Origin of the sequence: Cytobacillus gottheilii (assembly GCF_001636345.1) — a bacterium.
GTDB lineage: Bacteria > Bacillota > Bacilli > Bacillales > Cytobacillaceae > Cytobacillus > Cytobacillus gottheilii.
Genome location: NZ_KV440945.1, coordinates 1555732 through 1576578 on the forward strand (window position 1 = coordinate 1555732; position 20847 = coordinate 1576578).

At 42.3% G+C, this 20847-nt stretch carries 20 protein-coding genes; all 20 read left to right on the forward strand.

Features of this window, described 5'->3' with window-relative positions; all coding sequences use genetic code 11:
• Nucleotides 1-14: 14 nt before the first annotated feature.
• Entirely contained in the window at nt 15-1130 is a 1116-nt protein-coding gene (gene mnmA / locus A6754_RS07395) for a tRNA 2-thiouridine(34) synthase MnmA (RefSeq protein WP_066443222.1), read from the forward strand.
• Nucleotides 1131-1432: 302 nt separating this feature from the next.
• A complete protein-coding gene (locus A6754_RS07400; protein ID WP_066443223.1) occupies nt 1433-2083 on the forward strand; it encodes a tetratricopeptide repeat protein in 651 nt (216 codons plus the stop codon).
• A gap of 63 nt (nt 2084-2146) precedes the next feature.
• Nucleotides 2147-4561, forward strand: coding sequence for an SF1B family DNA helicase RecD2 (recD2, locus tag A6754_RS07405; RefSeq protein WP_066443224.1), 2415 nt, complete (start codon nt 2147-2149; stop codon nt 4559-4561).
• Between the two features lie 72 nt (nt 4562-4633).
• A complete protein-coding gene (locus A6754_RS22690; protein ID WP_156495713.1) occupies nt 4634-4783 on the forward strand; it encodes a hypothetical protein in 150 nt (49 codons plus the stop codon).
• A 34-nt stretch (nt 4784-4817) separates the two neighbouring features.
• Complete coding sequence (locus A6754_RS07410; protein WP_306806918.1) at nt 4818-5312, forward strand: PRC-barrel domain-containing protein; 495 nt, start codon at nt 4818-4820, stop codon at nt 5310-5312.
• Between the two features lie 20 nt (nt 5313-5332).
• Nucleotides 5333-5524, forward strand: coding sequence for a YrzR-like zinc ribbon domain (locus A6754_RS07415; RefSeq protein ID WP_066443225.1), 192 nt, complete (start codon nt 5333-5335; stop codon nt 5522-5524).
• A gap of 29 nt (nt 5525-5553) precedes the next feature.
• Nucleotides 5554-5688, forward strand: a complete 135-nt coding sequence (locus tag A6754_RS22315) for a YrzQ family protein (RefSeq protein WP_082851637.1) — start codon at nt 5554-5556, stop codon at nt 5686-5688.
• Between the two features lie 424 nt (nt 5689-6112).
• Nucleotides 6113-7195, forward strand: a complete 1083-nt coding sequence (locus tag A6754_RS07420; protein WP_066443226.1) for an AI-2E family transporter — start codon at nt 6113-6115, stop codon at nt 7193-7195.
• A gap of 318 nt (nt 7196-7513) precedes the next feature.
• Entirely contained in the window at nt 7514-10147 is a 2634-nt protein-coding gene (alaS, locus tag A6754_RS07425; RefSeq protein WP_066443227.1) for an alanine--tRNA ligase, read from the forward strand.
• Between the two features lie 113 nt (nt 10148-10260).
• Nucleotides 10261-10527, forward strand: a complete 267-nt coding sequence (locus A6754_RS07430; protein WP_066443228.1) for an IreB family regulatory phosphoprotein — start codon at nt 10261-10263, stop codon at nt 10525-10527.
• Between the two features lie 2 nt (nt 10528-10529).
• On the forward strand, nt 10530-10946 hold the full coding sequence (gene ruvX, locus A6754_RS07435; protein WP_066443229.1) for a Holliday junction resolvase RuvX: 417 nt from the start codon (nt 10530-10532) through the stop codon (nt 10944-10946).
• A gap of 14 nt (nt 10947-10960) precedes the next feature.
• A complete protein-coding gene (locus A6754_RS07440) occupies nt 10961-11245 on the forward strand; it encodes a DUF1292 domain-containing protein (RefSeq protein ID WP_066443231.1) in 285 nt (94 codons plus the stop codon).
• Nucleotides 11246-11488: 243 nt separating this feature from the next.
• Nucleotides 11489-12622 (forward strand): endolytic transglycosylase MltG, encoded by a 1134-nt coding sequence (gene mltG, locus A6754_RS07445; protein WP_066443232.1) that lies wholly within the window; start codon nt 11489-11491, stop codon nt 12620-12622.
• A 592-nt stretch (nt 12623-13214) separates the two neighbouring features.
• On the forward strand, nt 13215-14477 hold the full coding sequence (gene ltrA, locus A6754_RS07450) for a group II intron reverse transcriptase/maturase (protein ID WP_066441994.1): 1263 nt from the start codon (nt 13215-13217) through the stop codon (nt 14475-14477).
• A gap of 304 nt (nt 14478-14781) precedes the next feature.
• Entirely contained in the window at nt 14782-15420 is a 639-nt protein-coding gene (locus A6754_RS07455; protein WP_257297427.1) for an O-methyltransferase, read from the forward strand.
• 5 nt (nt 15421-15425) lie between these two features.
• Entirely contained in the window at nt 15426-16355 is a 930-nt protein-coding gene (locus tag A6754_RS07460; protein WP_066443233.1) for a peptidase U32 family protein, read from the forward strand.
• Between the two features lie 19 nt (nt 16356-16374).
• The gene (locus tag A6754_RS07465) at nt 16375-17643 is read left to right on the forward strand and encodes a peptidase U32 family protein (RefSeq protein WP_066443234.1); all 1269 of its coding nucleotides are present in this window, start codon (nt 16375-16377) and stop codon (nt 17641-17643) included.
• Nucleotides 17644-17646: 3 nt separating this feature from the next.
• Nucleotides 17647-18282 (forward strand): uridine kinase, encoded by a 636-nt coding sequence (gene udk / locus A6754_RS07470; RefSeq protein WP_066443235.1) that lies wholly within the window; start codon nt 17647-17649, stop codon nt 18280-18282.
• Between the two features lie 200 nt (nt 18283-18482).
• Nucleotides 18483-18959 carry a transcription elongation factor GreA gene (greA, locus tag A6754_RS07475; protein WP_066443236.1) on the forward strand — a complete coding sequence of 159 codons (477 nt, stop codon included), beginning with the start codon at nt 18483-18485 and terminating at the stop codon, nt 18957-18959.
• Nucleotides 18960-19029: 70 nt separating this feature from the next.
• The gene (locus A6754_RS07480) at nt 19030-20799 is read left to right on the forward strand and encodes a peptidoglycan D,D-transpeptidase FtsI family protein (RefSeq protein WP_066443238.1); all 1770 of its coding nucleotides are present in this window, start codon (nt 19030-19032) and stop codon (nt 20797-20799) included.
• Nucleotides 20800-20847 lie beyond the last annotated feature (48 nt).

A 20847-nucleotide genomic window follows, 5' to 3' on the forward strand; every position in this document is an offset into this window, starting at 1 on the left:
ACGTGGTGAAAAACATGAAAAAAGATCCAAAAGATACACGAGTAGTTGTCGGGATGTCAGGCGGTGTTGATTCTTCTGTGGCAGCACTTCTTTTAAAAGAGCAAGGCTATGACGTCATCGGTATTTTCATGAAAAACTGGGATGATACGGATGAATTTGGCGTATGTACAGCAACGGAAGATTATAACGATGTCATCAGAGTCTGCAACCAAATTGGTATTCCTTACTATGCGGTAAACTTTGAAAAGCAGTATTGGGAAAAGGTATTTACGTATTTTCTTGATGAATACAAAGCTGGAAGAACACCAAATCCTGATGTCATGTGCAATAAGGAAATCAAATTCAAAGCGTTTCTTGAGCATGCGGTCAGCCTAGGTGCCGATTACTTAGCAACAGGCCATTATGCACGAGTAGAATACCGTGATGGTGAATACAAAATGCTGAGAGGGCTTGACGAAAATAAAGATCAAACCTATTTCCTTAACCAGCTGACACAAGAACAGCTTTCAAAAGTAATGTTCCCGATTGGCGACATCGAAAAGTCAAAGGTTAGAGAATTAGCGGCGAAAGCAGAGCTGGCAACAGCAACGAAAAAGGATAGTACGGGCATTTGCTTTATTGGCGAGCGCAATTTCAAAGAATTCCTCGGAAACTACCTGCCAGCACAGCCGGGCAATATGGAAACATTCGACGGTAAAGTGGTGGGACGCCATGATGGATTGATGTACTACACAATCGGTCAGCGCCATGGACTAGGCATTGGCGGAGCAGGTGAACCTTGGTTTGCGATCGGTAAGGACTTAAAGCGCAATGTTCTTTATGTGGGACAAGGCTTCCATAATGAAAAGCTGTATTCAGACAGCATCACAGCTGTCAACGTGAGCTGGGTTTCAGATGAAAAACAGCCGCAGACATTTGAATGTACAGCAAAATTCAGATACCGTCAGGCTGACAATAAAGTAACAGTAGAACTCGCCGACGACAATACTGTTAAAGTTACCTTCCATGAACCAATCCGCGCGATTACACCAGGACAAGCGGTTGTTTTCTATGATGGCGACGTCTGCCTTGGCGGCGGAACCATTGACCAGGTTTTCAAAAATGAAGACCGTCTTACGTATGTTGGGTAGTCAAAAACGTTTAAAGATAAAAGAAATGCTAAGTGATTGAAACGAATGGAGCGAGACACCTCAAGAATGCTGTCGCATTTTCTTCGTGCGGTGCTCATTCTTTGAAGCTTACTCAATGTCCGGTAGGAGAAGTGGAAGGTGAGATCTCACAGCGCTCGCGCTGAGGAGGCTCACCGCCGCCCCGGAAAGGGAAATCACTTTTACACATTGCTGAAAACAAGCCCTGAATCACTGAATTCAGGGCTTTCTTCCGTCCTAAAATAAAAATATGCTATACTTTCAGTGAATGGAGTGATTGAACAATGGATAAAAATCAGCAAGGTATTCAATATATGCAAGAAGGAAAATGGGAGGAAGCTGCACAGTCCTTTATGGAAGCCATTGAAGAGCAGCCGGATAATCCAGTTCTATACATAAACTTTGGCAACGTCTTAGCAGCTGTCGGCGACCCTGAAAAAGCGCTGAAATTTTACGAAAAGGCGATTGCCCTCGATGAAAATGCCGCTGCCGCTTACTATAGCGCAGGTAACTTATACTATGATGAGCAAAACTTTGAAGAAGCTAAAAACATGTTTGAGCGTGCGATGCAAAAAGGCTTAAATACTGGTGATAATTATTTCATGCTTGGCATGTCTTTGATGGCGCTTGATCAGGCCCGTCTTGCACTGCCATATCTGCAGCGAAGCACCGAATTAAACGAAGAAGATGCGGAAGCCTTTTTCCAATATGGCCTTTGTCTTGCAGGACTGGAATTCATTGAAGAAGCCATTGCACAATTTAAAAAGTGCGTCAGCCTGGATGAAGAGCATGCCGATGCATATTACAATTTAGGTGTAGCATATGGTTTTCAGGAAAAAGAAAAAGAAGCATTGGAACACTTCGATAAAGCACTGGAAATTCAGCCTGATCATGTCCTTGCAGGCTATGGGAAAAAATTGATCGAGAAGGAATAGTGCTGGAGGTATTCTCACTCATTTAATCTGATGTTAAAAAGCCTTTGAAGGGAGGGACCATCAATGGAGGAGCAGGGCTCATTAAACTTATTTTCCGGTGCAGAAGAAAAATATATGAAAGGCAAGCATCTTGTGACGATTTTCCATAACGAGCAAAACATGTACACGGTGCTGCGTTTGCGGGTTGAAGATACAAACCATACATATGAAGATAAAGAAGCTGTGATCACAGGCTATTTTCCAAAGCTTCATGAACATGAGACATATATTTTTTACGGAGATCTGAAGGAGCATCCGAAATTTGGCGTCCAGCTTCATGCTACCCATTATCGCAAGGATATTCCGCAGACAAAGCAGGGCGTTGCCAATTATTTATCAAGTGAGCTATTTAAAGGGATTGGCATTAAAACGGCGGAAAGCATAGTGGAGGAGCTTGGAGAGAATGCGATCTCTAAAATTCTGAATGAGCCTTCTATACTTGATCGGGTTCCCAAGCTTTCCGGCGAAAAAGCAAAGCTTGTTTATGATACGTTAATGGAGCATCAGGGATTGGAGCAGGCCATGATTGCTCTAAATCAATATGGCTTTGGGCCGCAGCTATCAATGCGAATCTATCAGGCATATAAGGAACAAACGGTTGATATGATTCAAAATAATCCATACAAGCTTGTTGAAGATGTGGAAGGAATCGGTTTTTCGCGCGCGGATGAGCTGGGATATCAGATCGGGATATCAGGCAGCCATCCTGATCGCATTAGAGCCGCATGCCTTTATATGCTTGAAACCGGCAGCATGCAGAATGGACATGTGTTTATGTATGCCAGAGACCTTCTGCCGAGTGTTAAGCAGCTGCTGGAGGATAATAAGCGTGACCAGATCGAGTTCACTGATATTTCCAAGGAAATTGTGAAGCTTGGGGAAGAAGGCAAGATTATGGCGGAGGATCAGCGCCTCTATTTGCCGCCTTTGTATTTTTCAGAAAAGGGAATTGTGACAAATATAAAAAGGATTCTGCAGCAGACGCAATATGATCAGCAATTTCCTGAATCGGAGTTTTTAATGGCATTAGGTGAGCTTGAAGAACGGCTTGGGGTCCAGTATGCTCCTTCGCAAAAGGAAGCGATCCAGAAGGCGCTGATGAGTCCGATGCTAATTTTAACCGGTGGTCCAGGTACGGGAAAAACAACTGTCATTAAAGGAATTGTGGAACTGTATGGCGAACTGCATGGCTGCTCGCTTGATCCCGGCGCTTATAAGCAGGAAGAAACCTTCCCGTTTCTGCTTGCTGCACCAACAGGCAGAGCGGCTAAACGAATGGCCGAATCTACAGGACTGCCCGCTGTAACGATTCATCGTCTGCTCGGGTGGAATGGCAGTGAAGGCTTTGATCACCATGATGAAAATCCGCTTGAGGGAAGAATTTTAATTGTGGATGAAACGTCGATGGTTGATATTTGGCTGGCGAATCAGCTGTTTAAAGCTGTGCCAGAGAATATGCAGGTTATTTTAGTAGGTGATGAAGATCAGCTGCCATCTGTGGGGCCTGGTCAGGTTCTAAAAGATCTTCTTAGGTCAGAAAGGCTCCCTACAGTCCGTTTAGTGGACATCTACCGTCAGGCTGAAGGCTCTTCCATTATCGAGCTAGCCCATGAAATGAAAAAAGGACAGCTTCCGGCGAATATTAGCGCTCCACAGCCTGACCGTTCTTTTATAAAATGCGGACCAGGACAAATTGGGGCAGTTGTTGAGAAAGTAGTTCTAAATGCGAAGAAAAAAGGCTATACAGCCAAGGACATTCAGGTGCTGGCGCCAATGTATAGAGGACCTGCAGGAATTGACAAGCTTAATTTGATGCTGCAGGAAATTTTCAACAGCAATCCCGATGGATCGCGGAAGGAGCTGGCCTTTGGTGATGTAACATATCGGATTGGCGATAAAGTGCTTCAGCTTGTGAATCAGCCTGAAAATCATGTATTTAATGGCGATATGGGTGAAATTGTTTCCATCTTTTATGCAAAAGAAAATACGGAAAAGCAGGATATGATTGTCGTTTCTTTTGAAGGAGTCGAAGCAACATATACTAGACAGGACTTGAATCAGATCACGCATGCATACTGCTGCTCTGTTCATAAATCACAGGGAAGCGAGTTTCCGATCGTGATTTTGCCGGTTGTGAAAAGCTATTATAGAATGCTGCGGAGAAATCTGTTATACACCGCTATTACACGAAGCAGACAGTTTTTAATATTATGCGGAGAAGAGGACGCCCTCAGAATAGGTGTCGAACGGGCAGATGAGCAGGCAAGACTGACAAGATTAACGGAAAAATTACAGGACGGCATCATAGAGCAGGGCGGAGAAGTTCCACCTCAACTCGACGAAAATCTGTCCTACGAAGAAATTCTGCTGGCTGCTGACCCAATGATTGGGATGGAAAATATAACGCCGTATGATTTTATGGAAAAAGAATATAGCTAATAGAAACAGTCTAAGTTAGGCTGTTTTTTTATGGGGAGTTTTACCATTTGACACAAGAAGGCGGGATCTGTTATGCCAAAGAAAAACGATAACAAGCTTACCTATGCAGAGATTGAGGCATATAAGATGAAAGAAGGCAGCTCACATGAGTTTTCAGAGGAGCTGGCTGATGGCGGAGAACGAAATCAGCGTTTTGATAAACCGCGCTACAATAAGAAATAAAAATAACTGTAGCATGTACTTGATTTGAATACTGATGTTCGGGAAGGCGGGAGCGCTCCTGAGGACATTTTCCCTTTTAAAAGGCTTGACCGTTTTTAACGCCAACACAGGTGATAAACTCGGCAGTATTTGCGATTTATTTATTTCCCAGGAAGGACTTGTAAAGGGTCTGTTATTGAAAAAAGGTGCTCTCTTAAAGAAAACATTTCTAATTGATATTAACGATGTATCTTCATTTGGCTGGGATGGTGTGATGATTCCAAGTCCTGCGGTCATGAAGCCGATTCAAAAGGGCGGGGAATACACGTGTGAAAGCCATAATCGCTTAACCGGCAAGATGCTGATGACCAAAGAAGGCGAAAAGCTGGGTTTGCTTGAGGATGTATATTTTTCCGAAGAAGTGGGCACAATCGTAGGGTATGAATGTACCGATGGCTTTTTTTCAGATATGCTCGAAGGAAAACATGTCATTAAGACAGAAGAGCCGCCTGCGATTGGAAAAGACGCCATCATTGTAAATGTAAAATAAAAATGAGGTGTCTTACGTCTATGTTAAAGTGCCCAAATTGCGGAAGCAAGGATATCGGAAAAATTGGCATCAATCAGTATTATTGCTGGGGATGCTTTATAGAGCTATCATTATCCAAAGGAATGATCAATACCCATCAAGTTGAAGAAGATGGATCATTAAGTTCTCTTGACGACTTGTTTGCTGAAGATGAGCGCCGCTATTCATCGTGACGAAAATTTAGCGGATCGAGGTGTGTTAGATGAACAAAATATTAACCTCAGCAGCACTTATCGGAGCTGGATATGCTGTTTACAATGCCACTCAAAAAAACAAAATGTTCTCATCAAGAAATATGAAAAAAATACAGAAGAAAATGACAAAAGCACTGTTTTAAGATTGTTATAGGGATACTAATTCGCAGATGAATTGGTATCCCTATTTTTATTATGTTGGAGTGTTTCGTTTTCTTAGCGCTTTGAAGCTAAGTGTTCGTCAGCCGGGAAAATTGATGCTAAAGGGAACAAAAGAAGAGGTTAAGTGCCCGTCAGCCGAAAAAATCGGCGGTGAAGGGAACAAAAGAAGAAGTAAAGTGTCCGCTAGCTGTGAAATTCGATGGTGAAAGAAACAAAAGAAGGAGCAATGTGACTGTCAGCTGGAAAAATCAGTGTTGAAGGGAACAAAGAAGCCGAAAAGTGCCCGCCACTCCAAAAAATCCACCCTGACAGAAACAATAAGCGCAGAAAACCATCTCCCCTCCAAAATAAATGTATGATTCTCCCTCTTCTCTCTCACACTATCCAGTGAGGGGGCGGACTTCAATGAATATCCCTATAAAGTGGTTTTACCGATTAGGGTTTTTGCTGCTTTTGTTTATTGTTATTTTTGTTTTTTTAAAATTAAAGACGTTGTGGCATCCGGTGCTGGATATTTTTTTAGCTGTATTGATTCCTTTCATTATCGGTGCGTTTATTACATATTTGCTTCATCCGATTGTGGAGCGGCTGCATGATACAGGGATGCACAGAGGTGTGGCCATTTGTATTATTTATATTATTTTTTTCGGTGGAATTGGATTTGCTTTATACAAAGGGATTCCAGCCTTTATTCATCAGCTTAGGGATTTGACGGAAAGTGCTCCTCAATTTAGTGAGCAATATCGAAGTTGGGTCCAGATGATTCAGGAGAAAACGTCAATGTGGCCAGAAGGATTGCAGACAAGAGTTGATAGCGGCATTACAGCGGCTGAGGAAGCATTAGACAACTTGCTGACGAAAATTTTGGCTGTGATGATGAATTTTGTGAATGACATTGTGATGCTTCTGCTGATTCCTTTTATTTCTTTTTACTTGTTAAAAGATTATCCTCTTGTCAAAAAAGCGGCTTGGTATTTAACTCCCCGCAGGTGGCGGAAGGAAGGCTTGCTGTTTTTAAAAGATGTTGATAAGTCACTAGGCAGCTATATCCGAGGTCAGCTGCTTGTTTGTATCGTCATCGGATCCTTGTCAGCCATTTTGTTTTGGCTGTTTGGGATTAAGTATTCTCTGCTTTTAGGTTTGATTATTGGCATAACCAATGTCATCCCTTATTTTGGTCCGATTATCGGAGCCATTCCGGCTGTCATTATTGCCGCAACGATGTCCACAAAAATGGTGCTGATTGCTATTGGGATTGTGCTCGTACTGCAGTTTCTTGAAGGAAATGTTCTTTCTCCTTTCATTATGGGGCATAGTCTTCATATGCATCCGCTCGTGATCATGCTTGCGCTTTTAGCAGGGGGAGAGGCAGCCGGAATCCTGGGTTTGATTATTGCTGTTCCGATACTGGCCGTCTTAAAAGTCAGCCTTTTGCATGCGAAAAAGCATTTTTCAAAAAAGAGGGAACGAGAGCCTGTGAAGCATTGACAAACCGCCTTTCTTATCGCTATAATGCGCTTATAAATGTATTTATACAAACAACATATTGATGGAACAAGTATGTTATAGACCACTTTTTAGAGAGGGGATTCCAAGGCTGGAAGAATCCCTGGGTGAAGGATAACAGAACGCTAATCCTGAATGCAGCTAATCCCTGCCGTCTTCCGCGTTAAGGATCTGAGAGATAGCAGAGTCAGCTCTGTTATTATCAGGGTGGTACCGCGAGTATAGTCCTCGTCCCTGTTTTGGGATGAGGGCTTTTTGTATTTTCAAAAGATTACAACTATTGTTTTTGGAGGAATAAAGATGAAGAATTTATCAGGATCAGATATTCGCCGCCTCTTTTTAGAGTATTTCAAAGAAAATGGGCATGCTATTGAACCGAGTGCTTCCCTTGTACCGCATGAGGATCCGTCCCTTTTGTGGATCAACAGCGGTGTAGCAACATTGAAAAAGTATTTTGATGGCCGCGTTGTGCCTGAAAATCCGCGTATTACCAATGCGCAAAAATCAATTCGTACAAATGACATCGAAAACGTTGGGAAAACAGCTCGTCACCATACGTTCTTTGAAATGCTAGGGAACTTTTCTATCGGTGATTATTTTAAAGAAGAAGCGATTGAATTTGCATGGGAATTTTTAACGTCTGAAAAGTGGATTGGATTTGAAGAAGAAAAGCTATCTGTAACCATTCACCCGGAGGATGATGAGGCTTACAGCATCTGGCGTGAAAAAATCGGAGTTCCTGAAGAGCGCATCATTCGTTTAGAGGGGAACTTCTGGGATATTGGAGAAGGCCCAAGCGGTCCGAACACGGAGATCTTCTATGATCGCGGTCCAGAGTATGGAAACGATGAGAATGATCCAGAACTATACCCAGGCGGAGAAAATGAACGATATTTAGAAGTTTGGAACCTGGTGTTCTCTGAGTTCAACCATAATCCAGATGGTACATACACACCGCTGCCAAAGAAAAACATTGATACAGGCATGGGTCTTGAGCGTATGGCTTCTGTTGTTCAAAATGTGCCAACAAACTTTGATACAGACCTGTTTATGCCGATCATCAATGCTACTGAAGAAATTTCCGGTGTAAAATATGGCGAGAACAAAGAGGCAGATGTGGCCTTTAAGGTTATTGCGGACCATATTCGTACTGTTGCGTTTGCAATCGGTGATGGAGCATTGCCATCCAATGAAGGCCGAGGCTATGTACTAAGAAGATTGCTAAGAAGAGCGGTTCGTTACGCGAAGCAAATTCAAATTAACCGTCCGTTCATGTTTGAGTTAGTTGACGTTGTCGGCGATGTGATGAAGGATTTCTATCCACAGGTTACAGAAGGAAAAGACTTTATCCAAAAAGTAATCAAAAACGAAGAAGAGCGTTTCCATGAAACATTAAATGAAGGATTGGCAATTCTTTCGACTGTTATAAAAAGTGAAAAAGAAAAAGGCAGCACAGTGATTCAGGGATCTGACGTGTTCCGTCTGTATGACACATATGGCTTCCCGGTTGAATTAACAGAAGAGTATGCTGAAGAAGAAGGCATGACAATCGATCATGATGGCTTTGAGCATGAGATGGAACTTCAGCGTGACCGCGCCCGTTCTGCTCGTCAGGATGTTGACTCCATGCAAGTACAGGAAGGTGTACTTGGAGACTATAAAGAGAAAAGTGAGTTTGTCGGCTATGAAAATCTTTATAGCGAAGCAAATGTTTTGGCAATTATTAAAGATGGACAGTTTGCAGATGAAGCAGCAGAAGGGGACGAGGTTCAATTTATTTTAGATCAAACGCCTTTCTATGCTGAAAGCGGCGGACAGATTGCTGATAGAGGTACACTTGAGGCTGACGGAGTGACTGTTCATGTAAAAGACGTTCAAAAGGCTCCAAACGGACAAAACCTGCACCGTGCAGTTGTTTCAAGAGGAACGTTTAAGGTGAACAGTTCTGTGAAGGCTGTTGTGGACGCGTTTAACCGCTCTAAGATTATTAAAAATCACACAGCAACACACCTGCTTCATCAGGCATTAAAAGATGTTTTAGGCGCACATGTCAATCAAGCTGGATCTTTAGTTGAGCCAGATCGCCTTCGCTTTGACTTTTCACACTTCGGGCAAATTACGGCTGAAGAGTTAGAAAACATTGAGCAAATCGTTAATGAAAAGATTTGGCACAGTCTTTCAGTCAATATCGAGCATAAAGGCATTGAGGAAGCAAAAGCAATGGGTGCGATGGCATTGTTTGGTGAAAAATACGGCAAAGTGGTCCGTGTGGTTCAAATCGGCGATTACAGCCTTGAGCTTTGCGGCGGCTGCCATGTTCCGAACACATCTGTGATTGGTTTATTTAAAATTCAATCAGAGAGCGGAATCGGCGCAGGAACACGCAGAATCGAAGCGGTAACAGGTGAAGGTGCTTATGCACTGATGAATGAGCAAATCATGACTCTGAAAGATGCAGCTTCGAAATTAAAAACAAATCTTAAGGATGTACCGTCCAGAATCGACGTTCTTCAAGGTGAAATGAAACAGCTTCAGCGTGAAAATGAATCATTAGCGGCAAAGCTGGGGAACATTGAAGCAGGAAGTCTTGTTGACATGGTGCAGGAAATCAATGGCGTTAAACTGCTTTCGGCAAAAGTACAAGCTTCTGACATGAACAATCTTCGCAACATGGCAGATGATCTCAAGAAAAAGCTTGGTTCAGCGATTGTCGTTTTAGGCAGCGCAAATGAGGGCAAAGTAAACTTGATTGCTGGTGTAACAGAAGATCTGATTAAAAATGGCTACCATGCCGGAAAGCTAGTGAAAGAAGTAGCTTCACGCTGCGGCGGTGGCGGCGGCGGCCGTCCAGATATGGCACAGGCAGGCGGCAAGGATCCTGAAAAGCTGGAAGAAGCACTGCAATTTGCGGCTGAATGGGTGAAATCAATTTGATCTCAGGCAAAAGTAGTGTAGAATGTAGGTAACCATCAGTGGTCATGCTCTAGAAGGTATTTCTGTGCGTGGCGACGAATATATCGCTCAAATGGTAAAGCGAGGTGTAAAACGTGAGCTCATTTGATAAAACAATGAGATTCAACTTTCCTGAGGAACCGATTGAACAGGATGTAAATGATGTGCTTTTCCAAGTGTATGGAGCGCTTCAGGAAAAGGGGTACAACCCCATCAACCAGATCGTCGGTTATCTGCTTTCAGGAGATCCTGCCTATATTCCACGCCATAAGGACGCTCGTAATGTGATCCGCAAGCTGGAACGGGATGAAATTATTGAAGAACTTGTCAAATCATACTTGAAACAGCAGCGAGAGGGATAAACATGCGGACGATGGGATTAGATGTCGGCTCCAAAACAGTCGGCGTCGCAATAAGCGATGCGTTTGGATGGACAGCGCAAGGCTTAGAAACCATAAAGATCAATGAAGAAGAAAAGCAGTTTGGATTTGATCGTATTGGTGAAATTATTAAAGAACATGAAGTCAGTAAAATTGTTGTAGGCTTCCCGAAGAATATGAATGGCACTGTTGGCCCGCGCGGCGAAGCAAGCCAGTTCTACGGGAGCGAGCTTGAGAGACTTTTCGGTCTGCCTGTTGTCCTATGGGACGAGCGTCTGACCACAATGGCGGCAGAACGCGTGCTTTTAGAAGCAGATGTCAGCCGAAAGAAACGCAAGCAAGTCATCGACAAAATGGCTGCGGTCATGATTTTACAAGGCTTCTTGAATAGCCAAAATTAATGAGGTGAAAGAAAATGGATCACGGTGAAAAAAATATTACAGTAGTAGACGAGGAAGGCAACGAGCAGCTTTGCGAAGTGCTATTTACATTTAACTCAGACGAGTTCGGAAAATCATATGTATTATACTATCCAATTGGCGAAGAAGATGATGAAGAAGAAATCGAAATTCATGCATCAGCCTTCATCCCTAGCGATGACAATACAGATGGCGAGCTTCAGCCGATCGAAACGGACGAAGAATGGGATCTTATTGAAGAGATGCTGAACACATTCTTAGCGGAGCAGGAAGAAGAATAAAAAGAAAAGCCTTCAGATTTTATCTGGAGGTTTTTTTGTGCATGTAATAAGTGTTTACAACAAGATTTTTGGAGATAATTGTAATTTATTCATACTAATTGTAATATTTTGCGACTTCACTCAGAAAATATAGTATAATAATGCGAGATATGAGAGCAGAAGGGCAAATCCTCGATTTTATGAGGAAGGGTATGTTGAAATGAAATGAACTGGACATGTCCGCCTGAGTAGGAGGGAAAATGTTTGTCATCAAATGAAACGAAAGATAAAAAATCGATTATTCGCCAAAAACTGACTGAACGGCAAAGTGAAGCAAAAGTGGTTAGAAAAATTGTGTTTATCACAATGATTGTATTAATCCTTATTATTGGAGGAATAGCTGGCGGTGGCTATTTGTATATTAACTCAGCTATTAAACCAGCTGATCCTGAGAACAATACTGTAAAGCCAGTCGAAATTCCAATTGGTTCATCTGTAACAGGCATTGCCCAAGTGTTAGAGGATAACGGAATTATTAAAGATGCCCGTGTATTTAAATACTATGTCAAACTTAAAAATGAATCTGGCTTTATGGCAGGCACTTATGATATGAAGCCTTCCATGACTTTAGATGAAATTATTGGCAGTTTAAAAACAGGATCGGTAATGGACGAGGTTGTCTTCCAGATGACTATACCGGAAGGGAAGCAGCTTGAGCAGATTGCCGGCATTATTGGAGAAAAAATCGGCCAGGAAGGTGAAGCTGTATTTGAACAGCTCAACGAGGAGACATTTATTGAATCGTTAATGGCTAAGTATCCTAATCTATTAACAGATGAAATTTTAGGCGAGAATGTCCTTTATCCGCTGGAAGGCTATTTATTCCCAGCCACCTATCCATTTTATAAAGAAGATCCAACAGTAGAAGAAATTGTCACGGTCATGCTGGATAAAACAAATGCGGTGATCAATGAATACGCTGGTGAAATGGGTGCCCAGGAAATGACGGTACATGAGCTATTGACCATGGCATCACTAATTGAAGAAGAAGCAACAGAGCAAGTAGACAGAGAGTCTATTTCGAGTGTCTTTTATAATCGAATGAAAACGGGCATGCCGCTTCAGACAGACCCAACCGTTTTATATGCACATGGTGAGCATCTAGATCGAGTTTTATACGAACATCTAGAGATTGATTCCCCATATAATACGTATCAAAATACTGGACTAACACCAGGACCGATCGCAAATGCGGGTGTTTCCTCTATAGAAGCGGCACTATATCCTGCAGAAACTGAATACCTGTACTTCCTGGCAACAGGAACAGGCGAAGTGCTGTTCTCTACTACATTAGATGAACACAATCAGAAAAAAGCAGAGCATATAACGAATCAGTAGAATACAATGAAAAAGAAGGCCTGCATTGGCCTTCTTTTTCTAATTGTGTGCCCGGCATGGGTGCAGGCTCTAGGGTGCGAGTCCCGAACGGCGAAGGCAGTAGTAGCCGTAGCTTAAGACAAGGATATGCGGGGTGACCCTCCTATCTGAAGGAAGTCGGCGGCAAACTTCCGCTCTGAGGAACACGAATCTCATATGAGGCTAGATGACATTGGGTGAGTCTGCAATACAAGACAAAGTCCATACTGCCAAAGGTGTCACATAGTAAATGAGGCGGAGACATGGAAGGAAAGTCTGTACTCTTACCCGGGGAGAACCTGTCGATATGCCGTACTCATGCGGTAAGCCTATCCGTGAGGATAAGTTGAACGACAGGCGTCAGCAGAAGCCATAGTACTTATTCGCTTAAGAGGATAAGGAAGGGCTGAACCGGTTATGGAAAATAGGAACTAGGCGTATCTTTCCATTCGATGAAACAGAAAACATAGTACCTGTTTAATGAAAGAAACGGTGAATCCGCGGGGGTCATTAAACAGGGTGGAGAATGAAAAGGACACAAACAGAACACCTATTTACGCGGGAGGTTATATCAATGTTAATGGAACGAATCATGTCACGGGAAAACCTACTTAATGCGATTAAAAGAGTAGAAAAGAATAAGGGAAAACATGGAGTGGACGAAATGCCCGTCACTGCTCTTCGTGGACATATTATGCTCAACTGGAGCGAACTGCGAAAATCCCTCTTCGAGGGAACCTATATCCCATCCCCCGTCCGTCGAGTCGAAATCCCGAAACCAGACGGCAAAGGGAAGAGGAAACTGGGAATCCCAACCGTGACAGACCGTTTCATTCAACAAGCAATCACCCAAGTGCTTACCAGAATGTATGACCCTAGTTTCTCTGAATGTAGCTTCGGCTTTCGCCCTAACAGGCGAGCGCACCAGGCTGTTAAATTAGCCCAAAGCTATATAGAAGAGGGTTATCGATGGGTAGTCGACATTGACCTTGAAAAGTTCTTTGACAAGGTTAACCACGATAGATTAATGAGTAAATTAGCCATGAGGATAAAGGATAGTACTCTCCTCAAACTAATAAGACGGTTCTTAACCTCTGGTGTTATGGAAGGCGGACTTGTCAGTCCTAACCTTGAGGGGACACCGCAAGGTGGACCTTTAAGCCCTTTACTTTCGAATATTGTGTTGGATGAACTGGATAAAGAACTGGAGCGCAGAGGACATCGCTTTGTCCGCTACGCCGATGATTGTAATATCTATGTGAAATCTAAAAGAGCTGGAGAAAGAGTTATGAAGGCAATGACCCATTTTATCGAGAGGAATCTTAAACTGAAGGTTAACAAGGATAAAAGTGCTGTAGACCGCCCTTGGAAAAGGAAATTTCTTGGGTTCAGTTTTACAAGTAATCTAAAACCGAAGGTGAGAATATCTCCCCAATCAGTTAAACGGTTTAAAGATAAAATAAGAAAGCTTACAAGCAGACGAAGGTCAATTGCCATGGAAGATAGGATTCATAACCTTAACCAATATCTAGTGGGATGGGTTAATTATTATCATTTAGCAGATACCCGTTCAGTAATCGCAAAACTCGAAGGATGGCTTAATCGAAGGTTAAGAATGATTCGATGGAAGGAATGGAAACTTCCCCAAACGAAGGTCAAGAAACTTATTAAACTAGGTGTTTCGAAAGGGAAAGCATATGAATGGGGAAATACAAGAAAGGCTTATTGGAGGATATCCAAAAGTCCAATTCTTCATAAAACATTAGGGAAAGCCTACTGGCTTTCCCTTGGGTTAAAAAGTATTTCTGCTAGATATGACTTACAGCGTTCGACTTAATCGGAACCGCCGTATACGGAACCGTACGTACGGTGGTGTGAGAGGGATAAATGGAGGTTAATCGCCTCCCCCTATCTCAATTGTTTACATGGCGAGGCGGTTTTCAACTACGTCCCTTGAATCACCAGCCCCTTGCACTTTTCGGAAACTATGGTAAAATAATTGAGGTGTTTATAGAGTAGACGATAGCGTCAATCACGGTGTGGGCCGAATGGCTCGTTTTTTGCAAAAGTGCTGCTTTTGTACATGCTCCAGTGAACGCTATTTTTTCATGTCTAAATGGATAATAAGAGGTGAGGGCAGTTTGCAAAATGATAAGCTGCATACTTATATAGAAAAATTAACGAACGAACGCCCTCCTCTGCTGATGGAAATGGAACAGTATGCAGAGGAAAATGGCGTTCCTATTATGGAATTGGTCGGAATTGAAGCATTGCTTCAGTTATTAAGAATTCAGCAGGCAAAGTCCATCCTGGAGGTTGGAACGGCGATTGGCTATTCTGCACTTCGAATGGCACTGGCTTTACCTGATAGCAAAATTGTTACATTAGAAAGAGACGAAGAACGAATCCAACTTGCCGGGCAATTTATCCAGCGTTCAGGACGCGAAGAGCAAATCATTCAACTGACGGGCGATGCACTTGAACTGGAGCAGGAAGTGGCGCAACACGGACCGTATGATGCTATTTTTATTGATGCGGCCAAAGGACAATATCAGCGTTTCTTTGAAATGTATGCTCCTTTTTTAAAAGACGATGGTGTTATTATCACGGACAATGTTTTATTTAAAGGGCTAGTGTGTGAAGACGAGATTGAAAATAAGCGTATCCGCAGTTTAGTGAAAAAAATAAATGCGTTTAACGAATGGCTTATGTCACATGAAGATTACGACACAGTAATTCTTCCTGTAGGTGACGGTATTGCAATCAGTAAAAAGAGGTGAATAATATGAAAAAGCCTGAATTGTTAGTGACTCCTAAGTCAGTTCAGCATATTGAAGAGTTAATTTCTGCCGGAGCAGATGCATTTGTCATCGGAGAACAGCGTTATGGTCTGCGGCTGCCAGCTGAATTTTCCAGAGAAGATGTGAAACAAGCAATACAACTTGCACATGCACATGGGAAAAAAGTGTATGTAGCGATGAATGCTATTTTTCATAATGACCGTGTAGCAGAACTTGATGAGTATCTCTCCTTTTTAAATGAGGTACAAGCAGATGCTGTTATTTATGGTGATCCGGCTGTTCTGATGGCAGCGAAAGCAGCTGCGCCAAATATGAAGCTTCATTGGAATACAGAAACCACTGCAACGAACTGGTATACATGTAACTACTGGGGCAGAAAAGGATCAAAACGAGCAGTTCTTGCCCGGGAAATTAATATGGATGCCATTATTGAAATCAAAGAACATGCGGAAGTTGAAATTGAGGTTCAAGTTCATGGCATGACAGCCATGTTCCAATCAAAACGCTCCCTGCTTGGTAATTATTATGAGTATCAAGGAAAAGCTTTAAAGGTTGAAAATAGAACACAGGAAGATAATATGTTCCTGCATGATAAAGAACGTGAAAATAAATATCCGATTTTTGAAGATGAAAATGGCACACATATCATGAGTCCGAATGATATCTGCATCATTGATGAGCTTCAAGAGCTAATCGAAGCTGGCATTGATTCTTTTAAAATTGATGGAATTTTAAAAAGTGAAGAGTATATTACGACAATTACTGGGCTTTACCGCAAAGCGATTGATATCTGCAGCAAAGATCCAGACGAATATGAAGATATAAAAGACGAGCTTCTGCAGCAGGTAGAAGAAATTCAGCCGGCAAACAGATCGCTTGATACAGGCTTTTTCTTTAAAGAAACGGTTTATTAATAGCAGAAGGAGGCAGCATATGACGACCTTGAGTGATAGAGTTTCAGAAATCGTCGACGGAAAGCGTGTCATTGTGAAAAAGCCAGAGCTTCTTGCGCCAGCAGGAAACCTGGAAAAACTAAAAATCGCTGTACATTATGGAGCAGATGCTGTTTTTATTGGCGGTCAGGAATATGGCCTTCGCTCAAATGCAGGCAACTTTACGTTTGAGGAAATGAAAGAGGGCGTTGAATTTGCCCGTAAGTATGGTGCGAAAATTTATGTTACTACCAACATTTTTGCACATAATGAAAACATTGATGGTCTTGAAGACTATTTAAAAGGATTACAGGAAGCTGGAGTGGCAGGCATTATTGTTGCAGATCCGCTTATTATTGAAACATGCCGCCGTGTAGCGCCGGATGTTGAAGTGCATTTAAGCACTCAGCAGTCACTGTCTAACTGGAGAGCCGTTCAATTCTGGAAAGAAGAAGGCTTAGAGCGTGTCGTGCTTGCCCGTGAAACGGGTGCAGAGGACATTCAGGAAATGAAGGAAAAGGTTGATATTGAGATTGAAACCTTTATTCATGGTGCAATGTGTATTGCTTATTCTGGACGCTGTACGCTGAGCAACCATATGACAGCACGTGATTCCAACCGCGGCGGTTGCTGTCAATCATGCCGCTGGGATTATGATTTATATCAGCTTGAGGATGAAAAAGAAGTACCGCTTTTCACTGATGAAGATGAAGCATTTGCGATGAGTCCTAAGGATTTGAAGCTGGTTGAATCCATTCCGCGCATGATTGAGATGGGCATTGACAGCTTAAAAATCGAAGGAAGAATGAAGTCTATTCACTATATTGCAACAGTTGTCAGCGTATACCGCAAAGTGATTGACGCTTACTGTGCAGATCCAGAAAACTTTGTCATCAAGCCAGAGTGGCTAAAAGAGCTTGATAAATGTGCAAACAGAGAAACAGCTCCAGCCTTTTTTGAGGGCGTACCTGGGGTTCAAGAGCAAATGTTTGGCAATCATAGCAAGAAAACGAACTTTGATTTTGCCGGACTTGTTCTTGATTATAATGAAGAAACACAAGTGGTTACACTGCAGCAGCGTAACTTCTTTAAACCGGGTGAAGAGGTTGAATTCTTTGGTCCGGAAATCGAAAATTTCAAGGTTGTTGTGGATAAAATTTGGGACGAAAAAGGCAATGAACTGGATGCAGCACGTCATCCATTGCAAATTGTACATTTCAAAGTGGATCAGCCCGTTTACCCGAATAACATGATGCGGAAGGAGATTTAAAAAATGAGTCGCAAACCAGTTGTTATCGGTGTAGCAGGGGGCTCAGGCTCTGGAAAAACAAGCGTTACAAAATCTATCTATGAAAGCTTTAAAGGGCACTCTATCCTGCTGCTTGAACAGGATTACTATTATAAAGATCAGGGACATCTCCCTTTTGAGGAACGGTTAAAAACCAATTATGATCATCCACTTGCATTTGATAATGATCTGCTTATTGAACATATTCAAAAATTGCTTAATCATGAGGAGATTGCTAAGCCAGTCTATGATTATGCGATGCACACAAGATCAGATGAATTTATTATGGTTGAACCAAAGGATGTTATTATTTTAGAAGGTATTTTAGTCTTAGAGGACGAACGCCTCCGCGATCTTATGGATATCAAGCTTTTTGTTGATACAGATGCAGATTTGCGCATAATTCGCCGTTTGTTTAGAGACATTAAAGAGCGTGGACGTTCAATGGATTCTGTTATTGAACAATATGTTAACGTCGTTCGACCAATGCATAATCAATTTATTGAACCGACGAAAAGATATGCTGATGTGATTATCCCTGAGGGTGGTCATAATCATGTGGCGATTGACTTAATGGTCACAAAAATCAAAACAATTCTTGAACAAAAGTCTATTTTATGAAACAATAGCATAGAAAATGTAAGGAACATATTTTCTTAAAAGGATTGACACATCGTGTTAATGCTTTATAATGTATGAAATAATGCGCGCCCTTTTATAAAGGACGCGCTCCTGTGCATTTTAACTAAAATGTGAACAGTGTACATATATTTTGACACAAATGCCCCTTTGGGTGTGTGAATACAGAAGGAGTGAAGATCTTGGCTACAGAAAAAGTATTTCCAATGACACAGGCAGGAAAAGAAAAGCTTGAACAAGAATTAGAACAATTAAAATCAGTAAAGCGTAAAGAAGTAGTTGAAAGAATTAAGATTGCCCGCAGTTTCGGTGATCTATCAGAAAACTCTGAGTATGATTCTGCAAAAGAGGAGCAAGCATTTGTTGAAGGCAGAATCACAACGCTTGAAAATATGATCCGCAACGCGAAAATAATTGAAGAAGAAGATATGAGCACAGATGGCGTTTCATTAGGCCGCTCTGTGACATTCGTTGAGCTTCCAGACGGTGATGAAGAAACATATACAATCGTGGGAAGTGCTGAAGCAGATCCATTCGATGGGAAAATCTCAAACGATTCTCCAATCGCAAAAAGCTTACTTGGACGCAAAGTTGGAGATGAAGTAACTGTTCAAACACCAGGCGGTGACATGAACGTCCGCATCGTATCGATTAAGTAAGCGGTTTTATTTTAACTTCATAAGTTTGAAATACCGAAACCTCGTCAAAACTTTTGACGAGGTGTTTTTTATGTGGAGAAAAAGAGCTGTTTTTATTTTAGCTGCTTGTATGGTCCTTCTGTCTGTTTTATTAGGACGACTTGCACAGATCCAATTGCTTCAAACTGAAAATTTCACAGAGAATGGGATTAACTTATTAGAAGCGAGCGTGCAGCAGAGATCTCAGGAAATGGTCTTAGATACAGGCAGAGGCAATTTTTTAGACCGTCATGGTAACCCGCTTACACATACATACAAGCCAGTACTCATACTATTTCCTTTTTTAGCAAACATGGAGTGGGATGTGAAGCAGGTTTCTGATATAACAGGAGCCTCAGAATATGCCTTAAGACATGCGGTTGAGCAGGCAAAGGAGCCGATTGCTTATGGAGAACCTAAACCTTTAGAGCTGACAAGTGCGCAAATGGATCAAATCAATGAGCTGCAAATTCCTGGTGTTTTTGCCGTAGACAAGAAATATCATCTTCTGGATAATCCCGCAGAACAATTAATTGGCATCACCAGCATGAACAAGGAGGTCGTCCAGCAGCGTTATCCGGACAAACAGCTTTCTGAGGATACGATGGTGGGCGTTACGGGAATGGAGAAAAGCTTCGATGAATTTCTGCTGCCTGAAGGGAATTCAAAGCTTGTTTATCATGTGGATGCCATCGGAGGGCCATTGTTTGGGATTGATGTTAAATATGTTGAGCCAGCAAACCCATATTATCCCGTCAATATTCGGACGACGCTTGACCATGATATTCAAGAACTGGCCGAAGAGCTAACAGACAAACATGAAATAAAGAGAGGCGGTTTAGTACTAATCGATATTGAAACCAATTCCGTGCTTGCATCGGTCTCACGTCCAGTGATTAACAAAAATAATCCTTTTGATGAAGAAACAGGCGGGAGCGAAAATCTTATGGTCAAGCAGCAGATTATGGGCTCTGTTTTTAAAACGGTCGTAGCCGCTGCCGCCATCGATTATAAGCTGAACGACTCCAGCCGTTTGTTTGATTGCAGCAAAACGATTACAGGTGATCCTGATTTAAACTATGATCATGGAATGCTTCATTTTAATGATAGCTTTGCGAGAAGCTGTAATAATACATTTGCCACACTGGCAAAAGAATTAAAAGAGATCGACCCGCATATATTGGAGGAGTACGCCGAAAAGCTCTCATTAACAGGCGGAGTTGGCTGGCATGGAGATCTCTATCATCTCGAAGACTTCCATCAGCTGCAGGATGAAGAAAAAGGCAGAGTCTTTTTATCAGAGGATGCGAGAGAAGACAGTAATTTCGTCGGTTTAACAGGAATTGGCCAGCATGAGGTTCGCGCAACTCCGCTTGCGGTTGCTAATATGATGGCGGCTATTGCTAGAGGCGGGAAAAAAGAAATGGTTCGTGTTGCATCAGGTGTTGAATATAAGAACCATACATCACTGCTGGAATTTAAGGAGAAGTCACTTGCGGGTGATACACTATCACCTTATACAGCCATAAATATGCAAAAGCTGCTGAGGGAGGTTGTCCTTGATGAAGAAGGGACAGGCAGATGGTTTCAAAACTTGCCATATGCTGTAGCTGGAAAATCGGGAACCGCGCAAACAGGTGCTATGTCAGGCGGAGTAGAACTGCATAATAAATGGTTTGCAGGATATTTTCCATACGAACAGCCGAAATATGCGCTTGTAGCCGTTAATCTTGGAGTGCCGGCTAATTCAGGCGGAGTGAATCCTCTCTTTGCCGAAATGGTCGAAAAGCTGCATGCCTATGATCAGGAAAACAATCGATGAGAAAAAAATGAAACTTTTGGACTGGCATACCCGTCATATATAGGTGAA